This is a genomic window from Pantoea sp. Cr_R13 (genome assembly GCF_029222565.1).
Lineage (GTDB): Bacteria > Pseudomonadota > Gammaproteobacteria > Enterobacterales > Enterobacteriaceae > Pantoea > Pantoea eucalypti.
This window is the reverse complement of sequence record NZ_JARHXL010000003.1, coordinates 560,104-579,900: the sequence shown is the minus strand read 5'-3', so window position 1 is coordinate 579,900 and position 19,797 is coordinate 560,104. Positions and strand designations below refer to the sequence as shown.

The following is a 19,797-nucleotide window of genomic DNA, read 5'->3' as shown; positions in this document are numbered from 1 at the left end:
CATTCATAAGATGCTGATTTTCAATTTAGCCCAAACATCTATTAATTTTTTTGCGTTAATTTTCTTATATCTTCTAGCTTATTAAGGGCCTTTGTATTATCTTTATTTGTATTACTAATAATTTTATCCAACAGTTGATTAAAAGTTACATTATTCACATCAGTAACATTTGCATGCGCACCATGATGAAGAAGGTATTCAACCTGATCATATTGTCGACCATACATCCCCTCAAAAATTGCTGTTTGTCCTAAGCTATCTTTCGCATTGACATCAGCACCTATTTCAACAAAATACTTTAGAGTAGGGAAGGCTTTTTCATTAGTTGCATAAAATATTATCGGCGTGCTGTCAAATTTCGCGTTTTTATCCATCCCTCCTTTGATTAATGCTTTGACAAAAGCAGGATCTGAATATCCCGCTGTGTTACTTGCCACAGAACCCATATCGGCAACGTATTGAACAGGATCGGCGCCATGCTTTACCAGAACACTCATTACATTGAGTCTGTTAACGTCCTTATTTGAAGCTTCACTGAGGGCATAATACAAAAGGGTCAAATCCTTCTCGCCAGGTTTATTAAGATCAGTTTGAGTTGATAATTTTTCCACCTCATCCACATTGCCATCTTCAATTGCCTGTGCCAGTTGTAACTGGCTTCCTGAAAAGTAATCCTCCGGATGGATTTTCTTCATGTCATCACAAGCCTGTAAAGTTAAAAGTGAAAATAAAAACGGCAAAAAAAATATTTTTCTTAAAATATTCAAAACGTTCCTCCGGTAATTGTTGCTATATCATGGTCCTTTTCTAATTCCAGACAATGTATCACCTGAGCCATACTGTGCAAAGTGATAGGATCGCCTTCTCCGCCAGATAGATTGTGCCTGATACCTACAGAGTCAGGTGCCTCCCCCGCAACATACGCCTTTAACATAGCTAGCCCGGGCCCATACTTCATTCCAAACTCCAGCAACCGTCCAGGATTATTCTCCTGAACATCAGTCAATACTTCTCCTTTCACTCTGAATGCATCAATATTTTTTGCATCCCCGGAAGCCGGTAAGCCAGAATATCTTTCTACGGTATTCTGGTTTAAACCCGCAGCATTGAAAGTCCATCCTTTTACATTTCCCGCTTCTGATGCCGAGGATGCTAATCCACCACCAAGAGAATGACCGACCACATCAACATTACCTACTTTAGATAAATGCGTACCTATTTGAACGGCTTGATTATAATAACCCGTTTCTTTGTCAACTCCCTGATTGAAATTCGCCTTCCAGTCTTCAATCTCACTCTGCCTTGTACCTCGGAAAACAACAGATGTTTTCATATCATCGCCAAATACAGCCGGATCGGGCGCATAAACTCTGGCTCTGAACCCAGGAGACCCGTTAGCAATAAGATTTTTAGGTTTCAAGTTTATCTTCTTTAAAGCTTCTGAATCATTACTTATATCAATCCATCCTTCAGGCATATCGGGGGTTGGTTCAGATGGTTCCCCTCCGTCATAGATTACTGAGGCTAAACGGGCTTTTTCAACAGCGGTGTTATCCAGTTCAAGACGATTTGCTGCAGCCTGTACATCCTTGTCGCTACTGCTCTTTCCTAACTCAATCAGATGCTTACGGTACTTCCATCGTTCACTTTTAGACATACCGAGCATGCCTGGCAAGAAACTGCCATTCATGAAAAACATATCCTGAACTCTGATAATTTTGAAACCGCCTATGTTGGTATCAGGACTGTGTTCAATCGGCCAACAATTCCCCTCTACCGTTCCGCTTGTAATACCCTTGTTCTTTCCTGCTGCATCTCCTATCGTTTTGGGCACAAAACTTTGATTGAATACAAAGGCAGGATGACCATTAAATTTGACAGAATTGATTGTAGATGCAGATGAGTCAAGCGTGGTCTGTACGGGATAGGGAACGGGAGATTGCGATCCCGGCGTAAAACACAGGTCAGGTGCCATGCCAACTACTTTGTATGCGCCATCTTTGCGGGCAGCGTAATTTTCAGCCATTCGTTTTCACCTGGTGTAATTTCGCTAACAGGCTCGGTGGTAAAGGTACAAACTCACTCGCAGCAGGGTCAGTGTGGAAGCGCGCGGCGAGTTCAAGCTGTTGCTGGCGTTGTTCCGCTTTGATGAAACGCAGTTCAGTCATGACCGGCTCCATAAGTTCAGAAATTACAGTGCGATAGCTACAATGTACTTTTCGCTCGTTTATGTCGACAACCAGCGTATCAAGGACCATATCTTTTGCCACTCCAGCCCCCTTTTCCGTGGTGATAAACAGAAAAAGTGATTCCACAGGCACTTTTAAATGGATTTGCTGATTTTCAATCTCACGAGACGAAATAAAATAACGCAGCGTTATGGGTACATAATTAAGGGGATTAGGAAAGGGAAATTGCATCAAAGGATGCGCACCATTCCAGTAAGCAAAGTTAAAATCTTCCGGCAGCAGAGGTTGACGATTTTTCTGCCATTTTTCATCGTAGCTTCCTGCCAGTTCAATCCTTCCTTGCCAGCCCCGGCCAAAAAAGCCAAAACCCGCAGGTGATGACTGTTGATCAATTTTCTGGATCGGCTGTGTTGGCCACTCTATCTGTGGGGCTGTCAGGCGCTGGGCTTTCAGGTTTTTCAGTACTTCGGGAGGATACCATCCCATCCCAACACTGTTTACCGGAGAGGCAACAATTTTTTCACCTTCTAAAGAGTAGAATCCCCCCGCGGCGTATTCATAGCGAAGATCCAGCGATGTTATTGGTTGTGATTCACTTAACTGCCAGGTCGCTATCATCTTCCGCCATTCACGCGGCCCATTAATTTTAATGAGACGGGTAAAATCCCCTAACTGAACACCTGCGGTAAAACTTTTTACCGGCTTATCTTCAGGTGCCCAGGCCGTCGCATTAATGACCAGATCCATACGTGGTTTATAGGGGGCCAAATCGCTTTCAAATCTGACACTACTCCGGCCCTGCTCAGCGAAATAGCTATCCTGCTCAACCAGCTCACCCTGATCCTCACAGAAAACCAGTTCACCACTTTTTATATCCAGATCGTAGCTAAGACGGGCAACGACTGTTGAAAAACCGTGATCGTGCTGATCTAAGGAATCAAAGAGTAACGCAGGAAAGGCAGTTAAATTGGCAAAGTTTTCCATAATCAGTTGATGTCTATCTGTGTTCCGTCGATATCAATCACCTTCTCACCGACCAGCTTGATCTTGTTCGCGCTGATGGTGATGGTGCCATTATGCTCAAGCACAATCATCGATTCGCCACACACCAGGGTGATTTTGTCTTCAGCACTGAACTCCGCAGTAGTCCCGGCAGTCAATGCCATATCCCGTCCGGTATTGAGCGAATATTTCATGCCGACATGGTGTGCCTGCATTCCGCCGACATTGGTCATCCAGCCGCCACCAACGTTTAGCATGTATGCCGCGCCAATATTGGTGTTCTGAGCCAGACCGACATTGAGCATTGAAGCCAGTGCAATGGTTTCAGCTTTCGTCCTATCCACTTTCAGTGTCTGGTTGCCATTAATCGTTACCGACTGATTCTGACCAATACGCACTTTCTCATTCTGATCAACTGTTTCAGTGCGATTACTGTGTACAGTGATGGTTTCATTACCATCCACCGTTTCAGTACGATTCTGATGAACGGTAATGGTTTCATTTTGATCAACCGTTTCTGTACGATTTTTCTTCACCTCGGTTGTTTCATTGCCGCCGATGGTTTTAGTCCGGTTGCTGCCGACGCTGTGGGTTTCATTGTTCTCAACCTCAGTGTCCATGTTCTTCTCGGCATGCAGCCAGACCTGTTCCTCACCCGCCTTATCCTCAAACCTCAGCGCGTTCGCCGTATCCGCCGTACCATCCTTCGACCGGCTCAGAAAACCCATCTGCGTCGCCGCCGCCGGCAGCGCCCACGGCGGCATGCTCGCCTCGTTGTAAACCCGGCCGATAATCAGCGGACGGTCCGGATCGCCATTAATAAAATCCACCACCACTTCGTCGTTAACACGCGGGATCTGCACGCCGCCGAACCCCTGACCGGCCCACGCGCTGGAGACGCGCACCCAGCAGGAGCTGGTGTCGTCACCCTTTGCCAGCCGGTCCCAGTGAAACTTCACCTTCACCCGGCCGTAGCGGTCGGTCCAGATCGACTCGCCTTTCGGCCCCACCACCTTCGCCGTCTGCGGACCGTGCGTTTTCGGCCACGGCGTCGTGGGCGGCGTGCGGTACGTCACCGACGACGGCAGCACCGTGAAGCTGATATTGTGACGGCTCTCGCCGGTGTCGCCGCTGGCGTAGCTGTTCTCGGCGAAGTCATAGGTCGCCGAGGTCACCAGATACTCGCCGTTGTCGCTGAAGTGCGGCGCGTTGATGATGGAGAAGGTGAAGCCCGGTGCGATGCCGGTGGCGGTGCCCGACCCGCTGACGCTGTGGTGCTCGGCCTGCCACACCTCCTGACGGATGCGCGCGTAGGACTCGCCGTGGCTGTGGTCGACAAAGTGGCCCGGCCAGTCGTAGACGTCCACCGAGCCCGGCACCGGCGACGCCGGGTTCTGCCGCGCCTGCAGCATCCACGCGTTCGGCTTGCGGAAGTCGTAGTCGTCGGTGCTGTAGATGCCCGGCGTCACGCTCTCCGCCAGCGACCACTGGCTGATGCCCTCTTCCGTCACCACGCCGCCCGACGGGGTGACGTGATAGGCGATGGTCTCATAGCCCGGAAACGCCTGATGCTGGTCCGGCGCGTCGCACAGCACCAGCGTATGTTTGTCCGCCTCGTGGCGGAAGAAGTAGTAAATCCCCTCCAGCTCCATCAGGCGGCTGATGAAGTCCAGGCTGCTCTCCTGATACTGCACGCAGTACTCCCACACCCGGTAGCTGCCCGCCAGGCGCGTCTCTACGTTAACCGCGTACTCCTTCAGCAGCGTCTGCACAATCTGCGGCACCGTCTGGCTCTGGAAGATGCGCAGGTTGCGGTCGCGCCGCATCGGCCACAGGTCCGGCTCCACCGTCAGCTGGTAGACCGCGTAGCGGGTGCCGCTCAGCTCCTGGCTGCGCACCGCCACGCGGGTGATTTTGCCGTTGAGGTAGCGCGGGCTCAGCGCGTTCATCAGGCCGTCGGTCGGCAGCGTAAAGGTAACCGGCTTGCCCAGCAGGGCGTGGCGGTCGATGCGCGCGTCGGTGGCCAGCAGTTCGGCGGTGAGCACAAACGGACGGGACAGCGTCTCGGTGCCCGTGAGCGTATGGAACAGCAGGCCGTCCGCCGGCAGCTGTGCAGTAATGCGTGAGAACATAAGTAATCCCTGACTATTAACTGTGTGGATCGAGCAACCAGACGCCTTCTTCGCTGATGTTCAGCGTCTGCTGGCGGGTGCCACTCTGGCCACTAATGGCAAAGGTATAGTTGCCCGGTGCCAGCTGCAGCGTCGCAAAGCCATTCACCGCCGGAACCAGCGCCTGCGGCTGACCGTTTACCTGAACGCGTTCACCCTGCTGCAACCGGATATAAACCTGGGCGACAGGCGCGGGTGGCGGTGCGGGTTGTGGATCGGGTTCACGTGCGGCGGTCTGCACCGGCTCAGAGGTCTGCGCCGGTGCGCTGACAACGGTGTCCGGCGGAGTCTCAGACTGGGTCGGTGGCGCAGCCACCGGCTGGTTGACCGGTGCGACGGTGACGGCAGGCGCGCTGTTTTGCGCGACCTCAGCCGGCGATGACTCATTACCACGTGACATCAGCAGACCGGCGCACAGGCCGACCAGCACACCCGCAGCCACCAGGCCAGGCAGTGCAAACCGGTGTCCCAGCAGCGTTTTCAGCGGCGAGGCGGGTTTGACCTCCTCCTCTTCTTCTGTGATCGGCACCAGCATCGTACCTGGCCCGCTCATTTTTGCGCTGAGCAGCGGTTCTGACTCGCGTTCCGGCAGCGCCATCAGCACAGCAAAATCATCAATGCTCTGCGGGCGATCTTCCGGCTTCAGCGCCAGTGCGCGATCCACCGCACTGAGCAGCGCCGTGGAAAATCCTCCCAGACGACGCTGCACCAGCGGCTGATAATTATCTTCGATGCTCCGCACCACGCTGACCGGTGGCGGTGCACCGGTAATCAGCGTATGCAGCACCGCGCCCAGCGCGTAGATATCGGTCCACGCGCCCTGCTCGCTCTCGTCGTTGTCGCTGTACTGCTCAATCGGCGCATAGCCGGGACGCAGCATGGTCTCGCTCTCATCCGACAGGTTGCCGATGGTTTTGCGCGCCGACCCGAAGTCCAGCAGGATCGGCTCGCCGCTGCTCTGAATCTGGATGTTATCCAGCGAGATATCACGATGCAGGTAACCCGCTTCATGGATGGTTTTAATCGCGCCCAGCAGCGGCGGCAGCATGCGACGGATCCAGGTTTCATCTACCGACTGCGGATTGCGTTCGCGGAAGTTTGAGAGCGTGGTGCCGCTGTAGAACACCGTGCCCATGTAGGCAGTGTCGTTCTGCACCCAGAAACGCAGCACGTGCAGCAGGTTCGGATGGTTAAAGCGCGCCAGCAGACGCGCCTCCTGAATAAAGCTGTTCAGTCCGGCGTGAAAAGTTTTGCTGAAACGTTCGCTGCGCAGCACCAGATTAAGGTCATCGCTGCGCACCGCCAGTGAGGCGGGCATAAACTCTTTGATGGCGATATCACGTTCCAGCTGGTGATCCCAGGCGCGATAGACGATACCAAAGCCACCACCGCCGATAACCTCTTTTATTTCAAACTCATTGAAGCGGTAACCCAGCGGCAGCGCGTTGGGGACATTCAGGGGTTGATCATGTTCCGACATATTCGAAAACTCTCTGATAACTAAGCTTTAAACAGCGAACTGGCAGACAAATTCGCCCTGCTCACAACGCACTTCGACGCGGCGATAGCGTTCATCGCGGGCGTGCGCACTCAGCAATATCTGGCTCATCTGCGGCAACAGCGTGTTAGTGAGGATGGCATCCACCATGCGACCGCCTGACTCCACCTCGGTGCAACGCTGGACGATCTGGCTCACCACCGACTCGTCGATCTGCGCCTGAATCCCATGGTTGTCGGCCAGACGACGCACAATGCGCGCCAGCTGCAGCCGCACAATCTCCGCCAGCATTTCATCGCTGAGCGGGTAATACGGCACCACCAGCAGACGGCCCAGCAGCGCAGGCGGGAACACCTCCAGCAGCGGCTTACGCAGTGCGGTGCTCAGGGCATCGGGATCGGGCATCAGTTCAGGATCAGCACACATTGCGCTGATTAGCTGTGTTCCGACATTCGAGGTCAGAATGATGATGGTATTGCGGAAATCGATGTGGCGACCTTCACCATCTTCCATCCAGCCCTTATCAAACACCTGGAAGAACAGCTCATGTACGTCCGGATGGGCTTTCTCAATCTCATCCAGCAACACCACGCTGTAGGGACGACGGCGAACGGCTTCGGTCAGCACGCCGCCTTCGCCGTAGCCGACGTAGCCCGGCGGAGCACCTTTCAGCGTCGAGACGGTGTGCGCCTCCTGAAACTCACTCATGTTGATGGTGATAATGTTCTGCTCGCCGCCATACAGCGACTCGGCCAGCGCCAGCGCGGTCTCGGTTTTACCGACACCGGACGGGCCGCACAGCATAAAGACGCCTGCGGGCTTGTTGGGGTTATCCAGGCGGGCGCGCGTAGTGCGAACCCGTTTGGCGATCAGCTCCAGACCGTGACGCTGGCCGATGACGCGCTGGTTCAGGGTGTCAGCCAGATTCAGGACGGCGTCGATCTCATTCTTTACCATCCGGCCCAGTGGAATACCGGTCCAGTCCGAGACCACGGCAGCCACCACGCCTGCATCGACGGCGGCAAACAGCAGGGGCGAGTCGCCCTGCAGCGCCGTGAGTTGCTGCTGCGTTGCATCGCGCTGTTCACGCAGCGCCGGATCCTCTTCGGTTACACAGCGGGCGCGCAGCGCAATCAGCGTTTCAACCAGTTCGCGCTCCTGCAGCCAGCGCTGTTGCAGTGCATCACGTTCAGTTTCCAGGGCCGTGCGCTCTGCGGCAATCGCCTGCTGGCGGGTCACATCGCCAAGGCCGACGCGGATTTCACGTTCAATGATCTCCGCTTCAATCTCCAGCGCGGCCAGACGGTGCAGGCAATCTTCCAGCGCCGCGGGCTGTGCGCCCTGGCTGACCGCTACGCGGGCGCAGGCAGTATCCAGCAGTGCCACCGCTTTATCGGGCAGCTGACGCGCCGGGATATAGCGATGGGATAGTTTCACCGCCGCAGTGACCGCATCATCCAGCAGCAGCACCCGATGATGTTTCTCGAGCGCGCTGACGGTACTGCGCAGCATCAGAATCGCTTTGGCTTCATCCGGCTCCTGCACCTGCACGGTCTGGAAGCGGCGGGTCAGCGCCGGATCTTTCTCAATGTACTTTTTGTATTCCGCCCACGTGGTCGCGCCGATGGTGCGAAGCTGGCCGCGCGCCAGTGCCGGTTTCAGCAGGTTAGCGGCATCGCCGGTGCCCTGCTGACCGCCAGCACCGACCAGAGTGTGGATCTCGTCGACGAACAGCACAATCGGCGTCGCGCTGGACTGCACTTCATTAATCAGCGCCTGCAGCCGCGCTTCGAACTCCCCTTTCATTCCGGCACCGGCCTGCAGCAGGCCGATATCCAGCAGCCAGAGCTGCACATCGCGCAGCGGCGCAGGGACATCACCCGCGGCAATACGCAGCGCGAGGCCTTCGACCACCGCGGTTTTGCCGACGCCCGCTTCACCGGTCAGCAGCGGGTTATTCTGACGACGACGCATCAGGATATCGACCATCTGGCGGATCTCATCGTCACGCCCGGTCACCGGATCGATGCGGCCTTCACGGGCGCGCGCGGTCAGATCCTGTCCATACTGCTCCAGCGAACTGCCACTGGCCGCAGGCGCTGTACCAGCAGCATCTGCCGGCGCGCTCATCGCCTGCTGCGCTTCTTTGCTGTTGCTGAGCAGCGTGTCGAAATCCGCCAGCAGCGCATCGGCATTAACCCGGCTGAACTGGCCGGAGATGCCTTTCAGTACGCTGGCCAGGTTGAAGGTTTTCAGCATACCAATCAGCAGATGACCGCCGCGAATGCGGGTCGCGCCATATTTCAGCGAGGCATAAACCCACGCCCGCTCAACGGCGCTGTCGATATGCTCAGAGAGGTCGGAGACCGCACTGGCACCGCGAGGCAGGCGATCCAGCGCGGCAACGATGTCCTGAGTCAGGGCCTTTTCATCCAGTGAAAAATGTGTGATGACCTGCTGTAAGTCGCCATCCTGCTGCTGCATCAGCTGATGCAGCCAGTGCACCAGTTCGACATAGGGATTGCCGCGCAGTTTGCAAAAGGCGGTGGCGCTTTCCAGCGAGGTAAATAACAGCGTATCCAGTTTGCCGAATAGCACGGCACGGCTGATTTCTGACATAGGGGGCTCTCTTCAATGAAAGACGCAGGCTGTGTAACAGGGAAAGCGGCTGGGCTAGCGTGAAGCAGCCTCAACCTCAAACATGAAATCTTCACGATCGTGCGGCTGCGGCATCTGCCCCAGCCAGCTGGTGTAGCCGAGTCGGGCAGTGCCGCTCAGCGCCACACCCTGCACCTCGTCAGCGGCCAGGATCAGACTGAGATCCCACTGCATTTCGATGCCAAGGTAGTGACGCACCCAGTCGCGCACTTCCTGCGCGCCGGGCGCATCCGGCAGAAAATGGGCATACTGCGCGGCGTTGAGCGGGCCCAGGTGCAGGCGAAAACGGTGCTGCACATCACGTACCGCCAAACCGAGAAACGCGGAGGCGCCCAGCCGGGGCATGTGACGTCCCGCGCCCAGTCGGGCCTGATCGCGGCTGTCCAGCGTCAGCCAGTGCGGCAGGTTCTGCGTGAGCCGGACCGGTACGCCAAAGTAGTGGCGCAGAATGCGCACCAGCCCTTCCGCATCATGACCGTGACGGCTGAGATGGCCCACCAGCATCAGTCGGGCATGGAGACTCAGCGAGCTGGCCTGCTGCTGGGCCGGCAAACCGATGCCCGCCAGACAGGCGAGATAGTTCAAAAAGCGACTGTCGTCGGGACGATCCAGCGACACGGTCGGCTGCGCATCCGCCCAGGCACGATAGAACAGCAGCGTGGCGCGGTGGTGAAACAGGTCAGCAAACGCCGACAGGCTGTGATCCTGATGATGCACGATGCGTTCATGCACATATTCGGTCAGATGGGTTGGCAGCGGGCCGTTGGGGCCAAACAGGCCAAAGCTGTAGATCGACAGCTCATGACGCTCCGAACCCTCACGCGGGGTGGCACTGGCGACGGTGGCCGGTGCAAACGCCAGTGACGGCGTCTGACCGATGCGTACCGATTCGAACTTCGGCAGCGGCGCACGGCCCAGCGGATAACGCTGACCGCCCTGCGCGTCCAGCCGTCGCAGCAGCTGAAACAGATCGTAGCGCCACGGCGCGGCCATGACTTTCTGCCAGAAATCATCCGGCAGTCGGGTCAGACGCGGCAGCGTAATGACTTTTTCGCCACTCATATCAGCGCTTTCCTGCCCATGCGCGGCGGCCAGTAGCCCACTTCCCCGCGCTGCTGGCTGTTCAGGGTGAACTCTGTGAAGCTGTTAAGTGCCACCAGCCGGCCACAAACCCGCTCCAGTACGCTGCCAAACAGCCAGGGGCTGGCACCCGAAAACGCCTGCTCATCCACTTCCAGCGTGATGCTGACACCGCGCGCAAACACCACCGGCCCTGGCTCAGGCACACGGCGGTTTACCGCGCTGAGCGTACAGTGACGAATGCCGTCAATCTGGCGGGCAACCGGCGCTTCGGCGAGATTAGCGTAGAGACTCAGCAACTGGCGCAGCGCCGCCGCACCTTCCCCGTCGCTGCTGTCCATCAGGCTGAGGTAGTTCATCTGCAGATGGCTGATCAACCGCCAGGCCGAAAGGCCTTCTGCCAGCGCCGGACGTGGTGGCGTCGGTCCTTTGCACAGCTTCAGCTCCGACACCGGAATGGAATCCGGCATCACGAAATTGCCCTGATCCTGCTGCAGCATCAGCGGCAGATCGCGGCTGGTACACATCACCTCGGCAGAGAGATAGCGCACGTCGTCGCGCCACGGCGCATGATGCTCATCCACCAGCGACAGAAACACTTCTGAACCGATGTAGCCGGTGCGCGTGCCATAACGTTGTGCCTGCTCTGACAGGGTGCGCTGTTCGCGGCGCAGCGAGAAGTAGGCGCCATAGTCACCCTGATCGCCGCTGAAGGTGCTCCAGAACGGGCGGAATACCTGCTCTTCCCGCTTGCCCTCTACGGTGGCAAACAGCCGCTGCACCGAATGCACCTCATAATCCAACGGCCGGATGTTATCCACTACCAGATGATATTCATGCTGACTGTCGCTGACCTTCAGACGCTCGGCGGTTTTCGGGAAGAGGTTAATGACCGGCGTGCAGTGCAGCGCCAGATGGCTGTGATCGACCACGCTTTCCAGCGCGCTGTCCGCTTTGTCGAGCAGGATGATGATGTCGAACGCCGTGGCGTTGTCGCAGCGGCGCAAAAACGGGCCGAGCTGACTCAGGCTGATAAACTGAAAGCGTGCCGGAAAAGCGAAATATTCCTGCAACAGACGATAGCCGTCGAAGTTGCGCAGGTCGTCGGGCAGCAGCGCCTGCTCTGGCGCAAAACCCTCCTGCTGCAGGGCGTCATCTGTCAGCACCTGACGCTGTGGCCGTTTCTCTACCGACTGCAGCACGATACCTACCCGATGCTGCATCAGCAGCTCAAGCAGCTTCAGCGCCTGAATATCCGGGCCGCTGAGGAACAGCATCAGGTCCTCGACGTTGAGCTGACTCAGCGAGGAGATCCCTTCACAGGTGATACGGATGCGCAGCGCACTCGCCGCGCCCAGGCCCGTGAGTTTCAGCTCGCCAGAAGGCAGATCACCTGGCACGCCGCCGAGGCTGGCTTCAGTGATGCACAGCGGATGCAGCACCACATCGTGTGCGGTGGAGTAGCTGCAGGTCACCCCGGTTTTTTTCAGGTTCTGGCTCTCCATCATGGTGCCGCGCGGCACCCGGAAACCCTGAGTGATATCACCTTTGCGGCTGTCCGGCGTCAGCTGCGCAATCGCCATGGAGGGCGTTGGCGAGAGATAAGATGGCGCAATCATCTCCAGCAGACGCTGTGAGAAGCGCGGAAACTCCGCATCCATCTTCAGTTGCACGCGCGACGTCAGGAAGGCAAACCCCTCCATCAGCCGTTCCACATAGGGATCCGCCACGTCAATGCCATGCATGCCAAGACGTCCCGCCACTTTCGGGTAGCGCGTCGCAAACTCTGCCCCCATCTCGCGCAGGTAGGCCAGTTCACGGTTGTAGTAGTCGAGCAGATTGCTGTCCATGGTTATCCTGCATCCTGAAGTTCGAAATGGCCGCTCTCCAGATCAACCTGAGTGCGGAACAGAAACGCCAGTGGATAAGGCACACACCAGAGCCGCCCTTTGATCTCAATCGACAGCACGTTGTGCAGGCTGAGCGAGCCGAGATCGCTGACGCAGCGCACCTGCAGCCCCTGCGGCAAAATACGCGGCTCGAAGTGCAGAATGGCGTTGGTCATTTTGCGCTGCATATCCTGCCATTCAATATCGGAGACGTTCTGCCCGGCCAGCGGCGCAACGCCGAAGTTCCAGACCGAGCGCTGCACCTGATCGAAACCACTGAGATCCTGCTGCGCTTCGTTATTAATGGTGTTGAACAGCCACTGCAGATCGCGCAGGACGTGGCGACGCAGCGTGCTGTGGCTGATCAGCATGCTGTTCTCCGCCTCCTGCTGCTTGTCCGGCGCGTTGTCGGTCAGGCGATCCAGCAATGAGGATTGCAGCTTGTCGCGGGCGGTCAACGCATCGCGCTTTTTGCGCGCGCGAAAGCCGCCGTGCAGCTGGGCATAGCCATCATTGTGCGCGCCTGAATCATGACTCATCGGCAGACTCTGTATTGTCGAACGTGACCTGCTGCAGGCTCAGCAGCGAGAATTCCGCGCTGTCGCTGAGCCACATTTTTTGTCCCTGGCCGATGAACTGATCCGTGTCATCGCCCAGTGGCTGCCATTCGGTGACGCTGGCACGCAGAAAACGCTCCTCTGCACCCGCCAGCAGCGGATAGCGCGCCGGAATCTGACACACCTGCTCGCTGCCATCCACCAGTTGCACGCGTGTGTGACGCCACACCAGATCGGTGACGCTGGCAGGCGCCTGGAACTGCATCTCACGAATGGCGGCAAACGGGATCCAGTAGTAACGCCCCTGATTGATCACTTCACACACCGGACCGAAACGGCTGTCGCCATCCATCAGCCAGCTGAATGCGGTTGGCTGATCCTGTTGGGTGGCGGTGCCGGGATTGGCGTCGGCGAGGTCGAGTGCCTCAGCCCGCAGTGCAGTGCCGCGCGCGACATCGCCCGCGGTGTCGGCCTGTAAGGCGGCCAGCAGTGTGTCGCACCAGTGCCAGGCGCTACCCGGCAGAACCGGGTCGGCCTCGCCGCGCAGTACCGCGTCACGCTGCAGCTCGCCGGCGATCGCCTGCTGCAACAGATTGACAGTTGGTTGCGCCTGCGGACTTAACGCCAGCCAGGATTGCAGCTGCGTCTGCGCGCGCGGCCAGTTACCTGACAGGCAAAGCAATTGCACAAAGGCAGCCCGCAGATCGGCATTTGCCGGATTCGCCTGAATCTGGCGGGTGACGTCAGCCAGTGTTTCGCCGAGCGTGGCGTTAGCCAGAAGGTGTTGTAAGGATTCCATGCAAACTCCTTTTGCGTCAGTTAAGGGTGCGATAGACCGCAGCGGCGGGATTTTTCAGTTCAGGATGGAGTTTTTCCACCAGCTGCACGCTGAGCGTGCCATCCCCACTGACCCACGGTGACCAGACTTTGCGAACTTCCTGCAGACGCGCCTGAACCGCACTCTCATCAGCCGCTTCGCTGGCGGGCATCTGCACCACCACCTGCCGCACCGCCTGCCAGCCGTTAAAACGGTTACTGAACGGAAGAACCAGCCAGCTGTCAGGGGATTTTTCGTTGCTCAGCACCATACGCTCGCTATTGACCGTGGTGATGTGGAGTTCGGCCGTGGATGACTGATTGCTCAGGCCCGTCACCGGGAAACCCTGCAGGAAGGTCACGCCGATTGCCGCAGATGCACCGTTACCTTGCTGAGTCAGGCGGCTTTGCCCGCTGAGCCAGCCGTCAGAACCGCAGACCAGCCCCTGTTTTGCGGGAACAAACAGCGCGCTACCCTGCGCCGGATGCTGCCACCAGGTGCGGAAATGGCAGCCATCCAGCAGACTGAATTGCAGCCACGGCGAGGTATCCGCCTGGGCGGCATTGCGCAGAGCGTCAACAGGCACGGCCGCCGTGGTTGGCTGTTGCTGTTGCTGCTGCGGTGCCGCTGGCGTCACCACGGTTTTCCACTGCTGCGCACGAGCGGCACTGCCGGTGGCGATCTCACTGCCCTCTGGATCGGTCAGCTGCCAGTGCAGTTGCTGCAGCGGTTTACACTGCGTGGCCATCAATCCGGCTACCCGTGGCAAGAACTCTTTTAAAACAGTCGGGTTTTTCTCACCCATCGTCACGATGCGCAGGTTAATGGTGCTGTTACACCAGCTCGACAGCTGATTGTTTTTGACGTCATCAATCCAGACATCCAGTTTCTGTGCCGGGGACTGTACGATGCGATAGTTTTCAGCATAAGCCTGCGTGCTGAGCACCAGCGCAGCCAGACCCAGTAATCCATATTTCATGTTGGCGTTCTCAATCTCGCAGAGGGAAGAACTGCGCCGCTTCAGAGAGCGAGTGCAGCAAGGTGGTGTCCTGGGGCGATCCAATCCAGACGGCCAGCGCGCTGAAATTATCCTGCTGCCCCTGATCCGACTGATCGTTTTTGATGATTTGCTGCATCAGCGTCAGCCACTCTTCCGGTGTGTTCACCATGTGCAGTGACTGCTGCATCTGCTCCAGCGAAACGCCATGCCAGAAACCATCGGTGCAGAGTAAAAAGGCATCGCCATCTTCGATTTCGACCACGTCGCTGTAGCTGGCGTCACGCTGCTCATCACCCATCCCCAGCGCAAAATAGAGCAGGTTGCTGTTGATGCCTTCGGTGCGATGTCCGGCATCTTTCATCTGCTGCACCAGGCTGTGGTCGGTGGTGACAAGATAGAGATAGCCGCGACGAAACAGATAGAGGCGGCTATCGCCTGCATGGGCCCAGCAGGCAAGATGGTAGTCGCGGTCAATGAACAGGCTGACCAGCGTGGTCCCCATCCGGCTGTGTTCGCTGCTGGCTTTCTGCTGCTGCCGGATGGCGTGGTTCGCGTGATTAACGTAGTTGCGAATCGACTGCGCATTGAGGTGCGCATCGCCATCAAAGGCCTGCAGCAGGCTGCTGCGGGCGATGGCGGCCGCCCTGTCACCGCCGGGAAACCCGGCTACACCGTCGCAGACGACAAAGCAGGCTGAACGCGTACCGATGACATCACCGATCTGATCCTGATTACTGGCGCGATCGCCCTGATTGGACGTCGAGGCAATAGTGATATTCATGCGTCATCCGTGTGGGTTTGTGAGTCTTTGTACTGATTGACTTCCAGGTCATAGGCGTGCAGAAACGCTTCGCCAAACAGGGTATGAAAGTCGTCTTCGATCTCGCCCGCTGTCTCGCCGTAGCGCTCAACAAAATGCTCCCACAGTGCTGCTTTGCGGCTGCCCGGCAGACCAATACGTGACACTGAACCTGCCTGACGCGCCTCTTCTTCCAGCTGCTCCGGGTTAAAGGATTGCAGCATTGAGGCGATAATGGCGCGGATACCGGCGATCATGCCCAGCTGGTGCGCCTGCAGATCGATCAGCGCATCACGCACCGCCTGACGCGGCGGCATAAAGCCCGGCATCCGGCTGCCGAACATCTGCATTAATACGGTTTTACCCGACGGCAGCAGCTTGAAGGGGTTGTTGGCATCATCAAGGATCACCGTCATGTCGGCTTTGACGCCGCGCTTGAGGATCGAACGCGACGACAGCAGTGCCACCGTGCCCTGTGAGAACATGCTGAGCATCTGACCAAACTGCAGCATCTGTTCGCGATCAAACTGTGGCGTCGGCTGCAGGTCACGCAGGCCCATGCCTTCCAGCAGCGCATCCAGCAGTTCGCCCTTGAGGGCGTCGCCGCTGCTCTGGCTTGGTGTTGAGGGAGGAACTGCAGCGGCATGATGATGACCGGAAGCAACCGGATCGATGCGCAGGCGCCCTTTGGGCGTCGGCGATGGCGTGCGCTGCACTGTCTGGGGCGTGGGCAGCGTGATCCCGCCGTAGTCGTTCTGCGGATTCACCGCGTCAGGCTGGCTGGACTCCGCGTCATCCGCCTGGCGTGGGGCTTCGCTGTGCACCTGGCTCTGAGGCTGGTCATCAACCGGTAAGTCGATACGGCTGAACAGCGGTGAGTTTTCCATTTCGTTCAGGCTGACGGAGACCTGCTCGGGTTCGTGTGCAGTAACCGGCTCAGGCTTTGCCTCTTGCTGAGGCGATACCGGCGACGTGGACGGTTTCGCTGTCGGCAGCTCCGGCTGTGCCAGCGGCACCGCATTGCCCATCATCAGTCCTAATGGATCGTCATGGTTGCGCACATCAGTCTGGCTCTCGCCGTCAAACAGACTAAGCGGATCCAGTTCAGCGGCGGGCGCTTCAGCCTGCTTTGGCGCGTTATGCTGCTGAGCCGACAGCGTGCTCGGCGTCCGATCGTCAAAAATGCTCTGCTGTGCGAAGAGCGCATCGCCGTCATCAAACAGGCTGCTGCTTTTAGGCTGCTGACCATAATCCAGCGGCGCATCGTTGATCAGTTGCGCCAGCGGATCTTCCGGATTCCGCTCTGCAGCAGCAGGCGTGGTCAGCGGATGGGCATCCGGTATCTCGGGCACCGCTTTGCGTTTAGAGAGATCGTCTGAAATCGAAAACTCTTTCGCCAGGCTGTCCCAGATTTCGCTGGGAATGGCAGCGGTGGTGCTGGCTTTTTCAGCTGCCGGTTCGCGAACAGGTGCAGCGGGCTGCACGGGTTCAGGACGAGGAACGGCCCTTTCCATCTGCGGCTGATGATCACTGTTGAGGTCGCTGACCAGCAGTTGATAATCATCAATGCCGAGAATGTCTCCATCCTGCAGTTCAACCTGCCGACCGCGCTCCAGCGGAATATCGTTGAGCAGCACACGTGTCACATTGCCACGGTTGGTCAGGCGACATTCGCCGTTCGCGGTGATGTGCACAATCGCCTGCAGGCGGGAGAGCGTCCGGTCATCATCTGGCAGCACCAGATTGTTATCCACGCCGCGACCAATGGTGCCGCCGGGCGGGAAGAAATCACAATGAGTCTGAGGCGGCTGTTGGCCCGGTTTAGTCGTTATTATCGTAAAGCGCATAACGGATTCCTGCGGTTAGCGGTTCGGCATCTATACCGCGCACCTCTCAGGGAAAGGCGCGGGGTATAGGGAGCGGGAGATTTTAGAATTGGTTTTCTTAAATAGCTGGCGGTTAATTAAGACTTATAAACAGAAAAGCCATCATATTTAGTTAAGCCGATAACATTGCGTTAAAGGTTAATTTTTAACTAACGAACAGGGTAATAATTAAAATAAATTCAAAGATAATCTTATTATGAGCACCAGAGACTCTCTTGCTTAAATAGCATTTATTCAGAATCATTTACAGGCATTGAAAAAACGGGATTAAAGCGTAACGCCATGCGCGATAGTTAAAGAGAATGTCGTGCCCGACTTGTAAAGCCTGAGCAAGGAAAATCATCAGTAAGGCAGTTGTTTCAGAAGAGCAAAACGCTCTTTATCGATGCGGATAACACAGAGATTAGTCGCCACCGCACTCGCATTGCTGCCTTCTTCAGCCGCAAAGGCCTCCAGCCTGCACTGTCCATCACGATACTTCAGCCAGTTGCGCTGGGTATCTACCAGCGTTGCGACATAGTCATCAGCCAGTTTTTTCTGTGTGCCGTACATCTGTACAATCCGCTTTTTAGCCGTCTGGTACGCTTTGTTCAGGTCATCTTCCGCCAGCGTCTTCTGCTGAACAGTACACTGAAACAGCGTGCCGTCTGAAGGCTGTTTTGCACAGGTCTCATCAGCGATCGCTGAAGCACTTACGGAAAGGGACACACCGATCAAAATCAGTTTACTTATTCTTTTCATAATTATCTCAGCACTATTAACGATCAATGATAGGGAATCAACTTAAGCTTTATGACTCTTTGCTCGTTAAGCTCAGAAGTGCACATATTAAAATTAGCGTTACTTAAATCACTTCCTTTATCTGCAACATAAGAAGCCAGTTTACAGTCATTATCCCGGTACTGTAGCCACGCTCGTTGAGCGTCAGTTAATGTACTCATATATTGACTAAGCGCTTTATTATCACCTTCAAAAAGAGTTTCAACTCTGGCTTTAGCCAGTTTATATTCTTTATTTAAATCAATCTCAGTCTGGCTTCTGTTTTTCCGGGCGCAATTGTAAACTTCCTGGTCGTTATTCCCTTTTGAACAATCACTCATTGCGTGGACGGGCGAAACATACATAACCGTGATAGACAGCAATATAGAAAAACATGTTCTCATTAAAATCTTTACCTGTAATAACTTACCCATGCCTGAGCAAATGGGCAGGCTCATTATGCAGCACTTTATAAGCGGTTTATTTCATCACGCCAACATCCTGAGCAATAACATTCCCCTTGAATGTCACGATATAATCCCAGAGGTTATCGCCCTTCTGACTGGGATAAAAAGAATACTCGTACTTTCCATTCGTAAAGCGATATCCCCTGAAGTCGCAGACATCAGGGCAATTTGAATTGATGGTCTCACCTTTAAGGACAATTGAAGAATTATCTTTTACTTTTGTTGACTTGAGCGAAACGTTATCACAGGTGAGATTACCTTCCTCACAACTATAGATGATATCCGCCTTGAATATTTTTCCTTCAAAGTGTGAAACTGATTTTGCTAAAGACAATGAAGGCAAACCAATAAGCACCATAATAATAATATGGATTATTTTCTTTATCATATGTTGATTCCATTCACGAGTCACTATCATGCTGAGCTTCAGCTGTAATACGTGATTACATTTAACTAAAAACATCTTCTATGAAAATTCATTTATGATATTTAGCGTTACTGTATCCCTGGAGCTTTCCACAAAAAAGAAATTAATTTTTATATTTATTATAGAGAGATTCAGCATCCTGGCTTTGCGCAAGTAACGTGCATTTCATCATATTGAAATTTCCTGAAACCGAGCCTGTAAGGTTCATCTTGAGATAGTCATTGATTAACTTATCGCCCTCGCTAAATGCTTCAACGGGAAGATGGCTTATCTCTAACCAGGCTGACGCGCTTTTAAAGGCATCATCAGTGAAAGCCTTGTCAGTGGTAGCTTTACCTGCGCAACGGTTGAGAAGCCAGTTGCTGAAAATCTGCGGTTGTTTAAACGAATCAGGAGCAGGAGGCGTTATCGCCAGCGCCGCAGGAGATGACGTCAGAGCCAGTAAAATCAGTAACTTTTTAATTTCAGTATCCACAGGGAGGCAACATCAGGAACAAAACTACCATTTTCTGCACCACCCAGGAAGTGACAGGTATCAGAGCAGATATTGCCGTCAGAGTGTCACACGCCCTCGGGCATTGCTGCAGTCTTATCCCTA

Annotated in this window: 17 protein-coding genes and 1 pseudogene; all 18 read right to left on the bottom strand. The window is 55.5% G+C overall.

Annotation, left to right across the window (positions count from 1 at the left end):
• Nucleotides 1-41: 41 nt before the first annotated feature.
• Entirely contained in the window at nucleotides 42-767 is a 726-nt protein-coding gene (locus tag P2R09_RS03885) for an ankyrin repeat domain-containing protein (RefSeq protein WP_275767232.1), read from the bottom strand.
• Nucleotides 764-2,026 carry a PAAR-like domain-containing protein gene (locus P2R09_RS03880; protein WP_275767229.1) on the bottom strand — a complete coding sequence of 421 codons (1,263 nt, stop codon included), beginning with the start codon at nucleotides 2,024-2,026 and terminating at the stop codon, nucleotides 764-766. The genes P2R09_RS03885 and P2R09_RS03880 overlap by 4 nt, the downstream gene beginning before the upstream one ends.
• Entirely contained in the window at nucleotides 2,019-3,173 is a 1,155-nt protein-coding gene (locus tag P2R09_RS03875) for a DUF2169 domain-containing protein (RefSeq protein WP_275767227.1), read from the bottom strand. Before P2R09_RS03875 ends, P2R09_RS03880 begins: the two co-directional genes overlap by 8 nt.
• A gap of 2 nt (nucleotides 3,174-3,175) precedes the next feature.
• Entirely contained in the window at nucleotides 3,176-5,323 is a 2,148-nt protein-coding gene (gene tssI / locus P2R09_RS03870; protein ID WP_275767224.1) for a type VI secretion system tip protein TssI/VgrG, read from the bottom strand.
• Nucleotides 5,324-5,339: 16 nt separating this feature from the next.
• Entirely contained in the window at nucleotides 5,340-6,842 is a 1,503-nt protein-coding gene (locus P2R09_RS03865) for a serine/threonine-protein kinase (protein ID WP_110411541.1), read from the bottom strand.
• A 27-nt stretch (nucleotides 6,843-6,869) separates the two neighbouring features.
• On the bottom strand, nucleotides 6,870-9,479 hold the full coding sequence (gene tssH / locus P2R09_RS03860; RefSeq protein ID WP_275767221.1) for a type VI secretion system ATPase TssH: 2,610 nt from the start codon (nucleotides 9,477-9,479) through the stop codon (nucleotides 6,870-6,872).
• A 54-nt stretch (nucleotides 9,480-9,533) separates the two neighbouring features.
• The gene (gene tssG / locus P2R09_RS03855; RefSeq protein WP_275767219.1) at nucleotides 9,534-10,580 is read right to left on the bottom strand and encodes a type VI secretion system baseplate subunit TssG; all 1,047 of its coding nucleotides are present in this window, start codon (nucleotides 10,578-10,580) and stop codon (nucleotides 9,534-9,536) included.
• Nucleotides 10,577-12,448 carry a type VI secretion system baseplate subunit TssF gene (gene tssF, locus P2R09_RS03850; protein WP_275767217.1) on the bottom strand — a complete coding sequence of 624 codons (1,872 nt, stop codon included), beginning with the start codon at nucleotides 12,446-12,448 and terminating at the stop codon, nucleotides 10,577-10,579. The genes tssG and tssF overlap by 4 nt, the downstream gene beginning before the upstream one ends.
• Before the next feature lie 2 nt (nucleotides 12,449-12,450).
• Complete coding sequence (tssE, locus tag P2R09_RS03845) at nucleotides 12,451-13,026, bottom strand: type VI secretion system baseplate subunit TssE (RefSeq protein ID WP_003853285.1); 576 nt, start codon at nucleotides 13,024-13,026, stop codon at nucleotides 12,451-12,453.
• Entirely contained in the window at nucleotides 13,016-13,843 is an 828-nt protein-coding gene (locus tag P2R09_RS03840) for a type VI secretion system accessory protein TagJ (protein ID WP_275767213.1), read from the bottom strand. The genes tssE and P2R09_RS03840 overlap by 11 nt, the downstream gene beginning before the upstream one ends.
• A 16-nt stretch (nucleotides 13,844-13,859) precedes the next feature.
• Nucleotides 13,860-14,840 carry a hypothetical protein gene (locus P2R09_RS03835; RefSeq protein ID WP_003853289.1) on the bottom strand — a complete coding sequence of 327 codons (981 nt, stop codon included), beginning with the start codon at nucleotides 14,838-14,840 and terminating at the stop codon, nucleotides 13,860-13,862.
• A 10-nt stretch (nucleotides 14,841-14,850) separates the two neighbouring features.
• Nucleotides 14,851-15,642, bottom strand: a complete 792-nt coding sequence (locus P2R09_RS03830; protein WP_003853291.1) for a protein phosphatase 2C domain-containing protein — start codon at nucleotides 15,640-15,642, stop codon at nucleotides 14,851-14,853.
• Entirely contained in the window at nucleotides 15,639-17,507 is a 1,869-nt protein-coding gene (gene tagH / locus P2R09_RS03825; RefSeq protein WP_275767209.1) for a type VI secretion system-associated FHA domain protein TagH, read from the bottom strand. Before tagH ends, P2R09_RS03830 begins: the two co-directional genes overlap by 4 nt.
• A 381-nt stretch (nucleotides 17,508-17,888) precedes the next feature.
• Entirely contained in the window at nucleotides 17,889-18,287 is a 399-nt protein-coding gene (locus P2R09_RS03820; protein ID WP_039661069.1) for a lysozyme inhibitor LprI family protein, read from the bottom strand.
• 23 nt (nucleotides 18,288-18,310) lie between these two features.
• On the bottom strand, nucleotides 18,311-18,763 hold the full coding sequence (locus P2R09_RS03815) for a lysozyme inhibitor LprI family protein (RefSeq protein WP_225613734.1): 453 nt from the start codon (nucleotides 18,761-18,763) through the stop codon (nucleotides 18,311-18,313).
• A 22-nt stretch (nucleotides 18,764-18,785) separates the two neighbouring features.
• The gene (locus P2R09_RS03810; RefSeq protein WP_275767205.1) at nucleotides 18,786-19,190 is read right to left on the bottom strand and encodes a hypothetical protein; all 405 of its coding nucleotides are present in this window, start codon (nucleotides 19,188-19,190) and stop codon (nucleotides 18,786-18,788) included.
• A gap of 112 nt (nucleotides 19,191-19,302) precedes the next feature.
• Nucleotides 19,303-19,674 (bottom strand): T6SS amidase immunity protein Tai4 family protein, encoded by a 372-nt coding sequence (locus P2R09_RS03805; RefSeq protein WP_275767203.1) that lies wholly within the window; start codon nucleotides 19,672-19,674, stop codon nucleotides 19,303-19,305.
• Nucleotides 19,647-19,782: pseudogene (locus P2R09_RS03800) on the bottom strand (hypothetical protein); the annotation flags it as partial. The pseudogene P2R09_RS03800 and the gene P2R09_RS03805, both read right to left, overlap by 28 nt.
• Nucleotides 19,783-19,797: the final 15 nt, after the last annotated feature.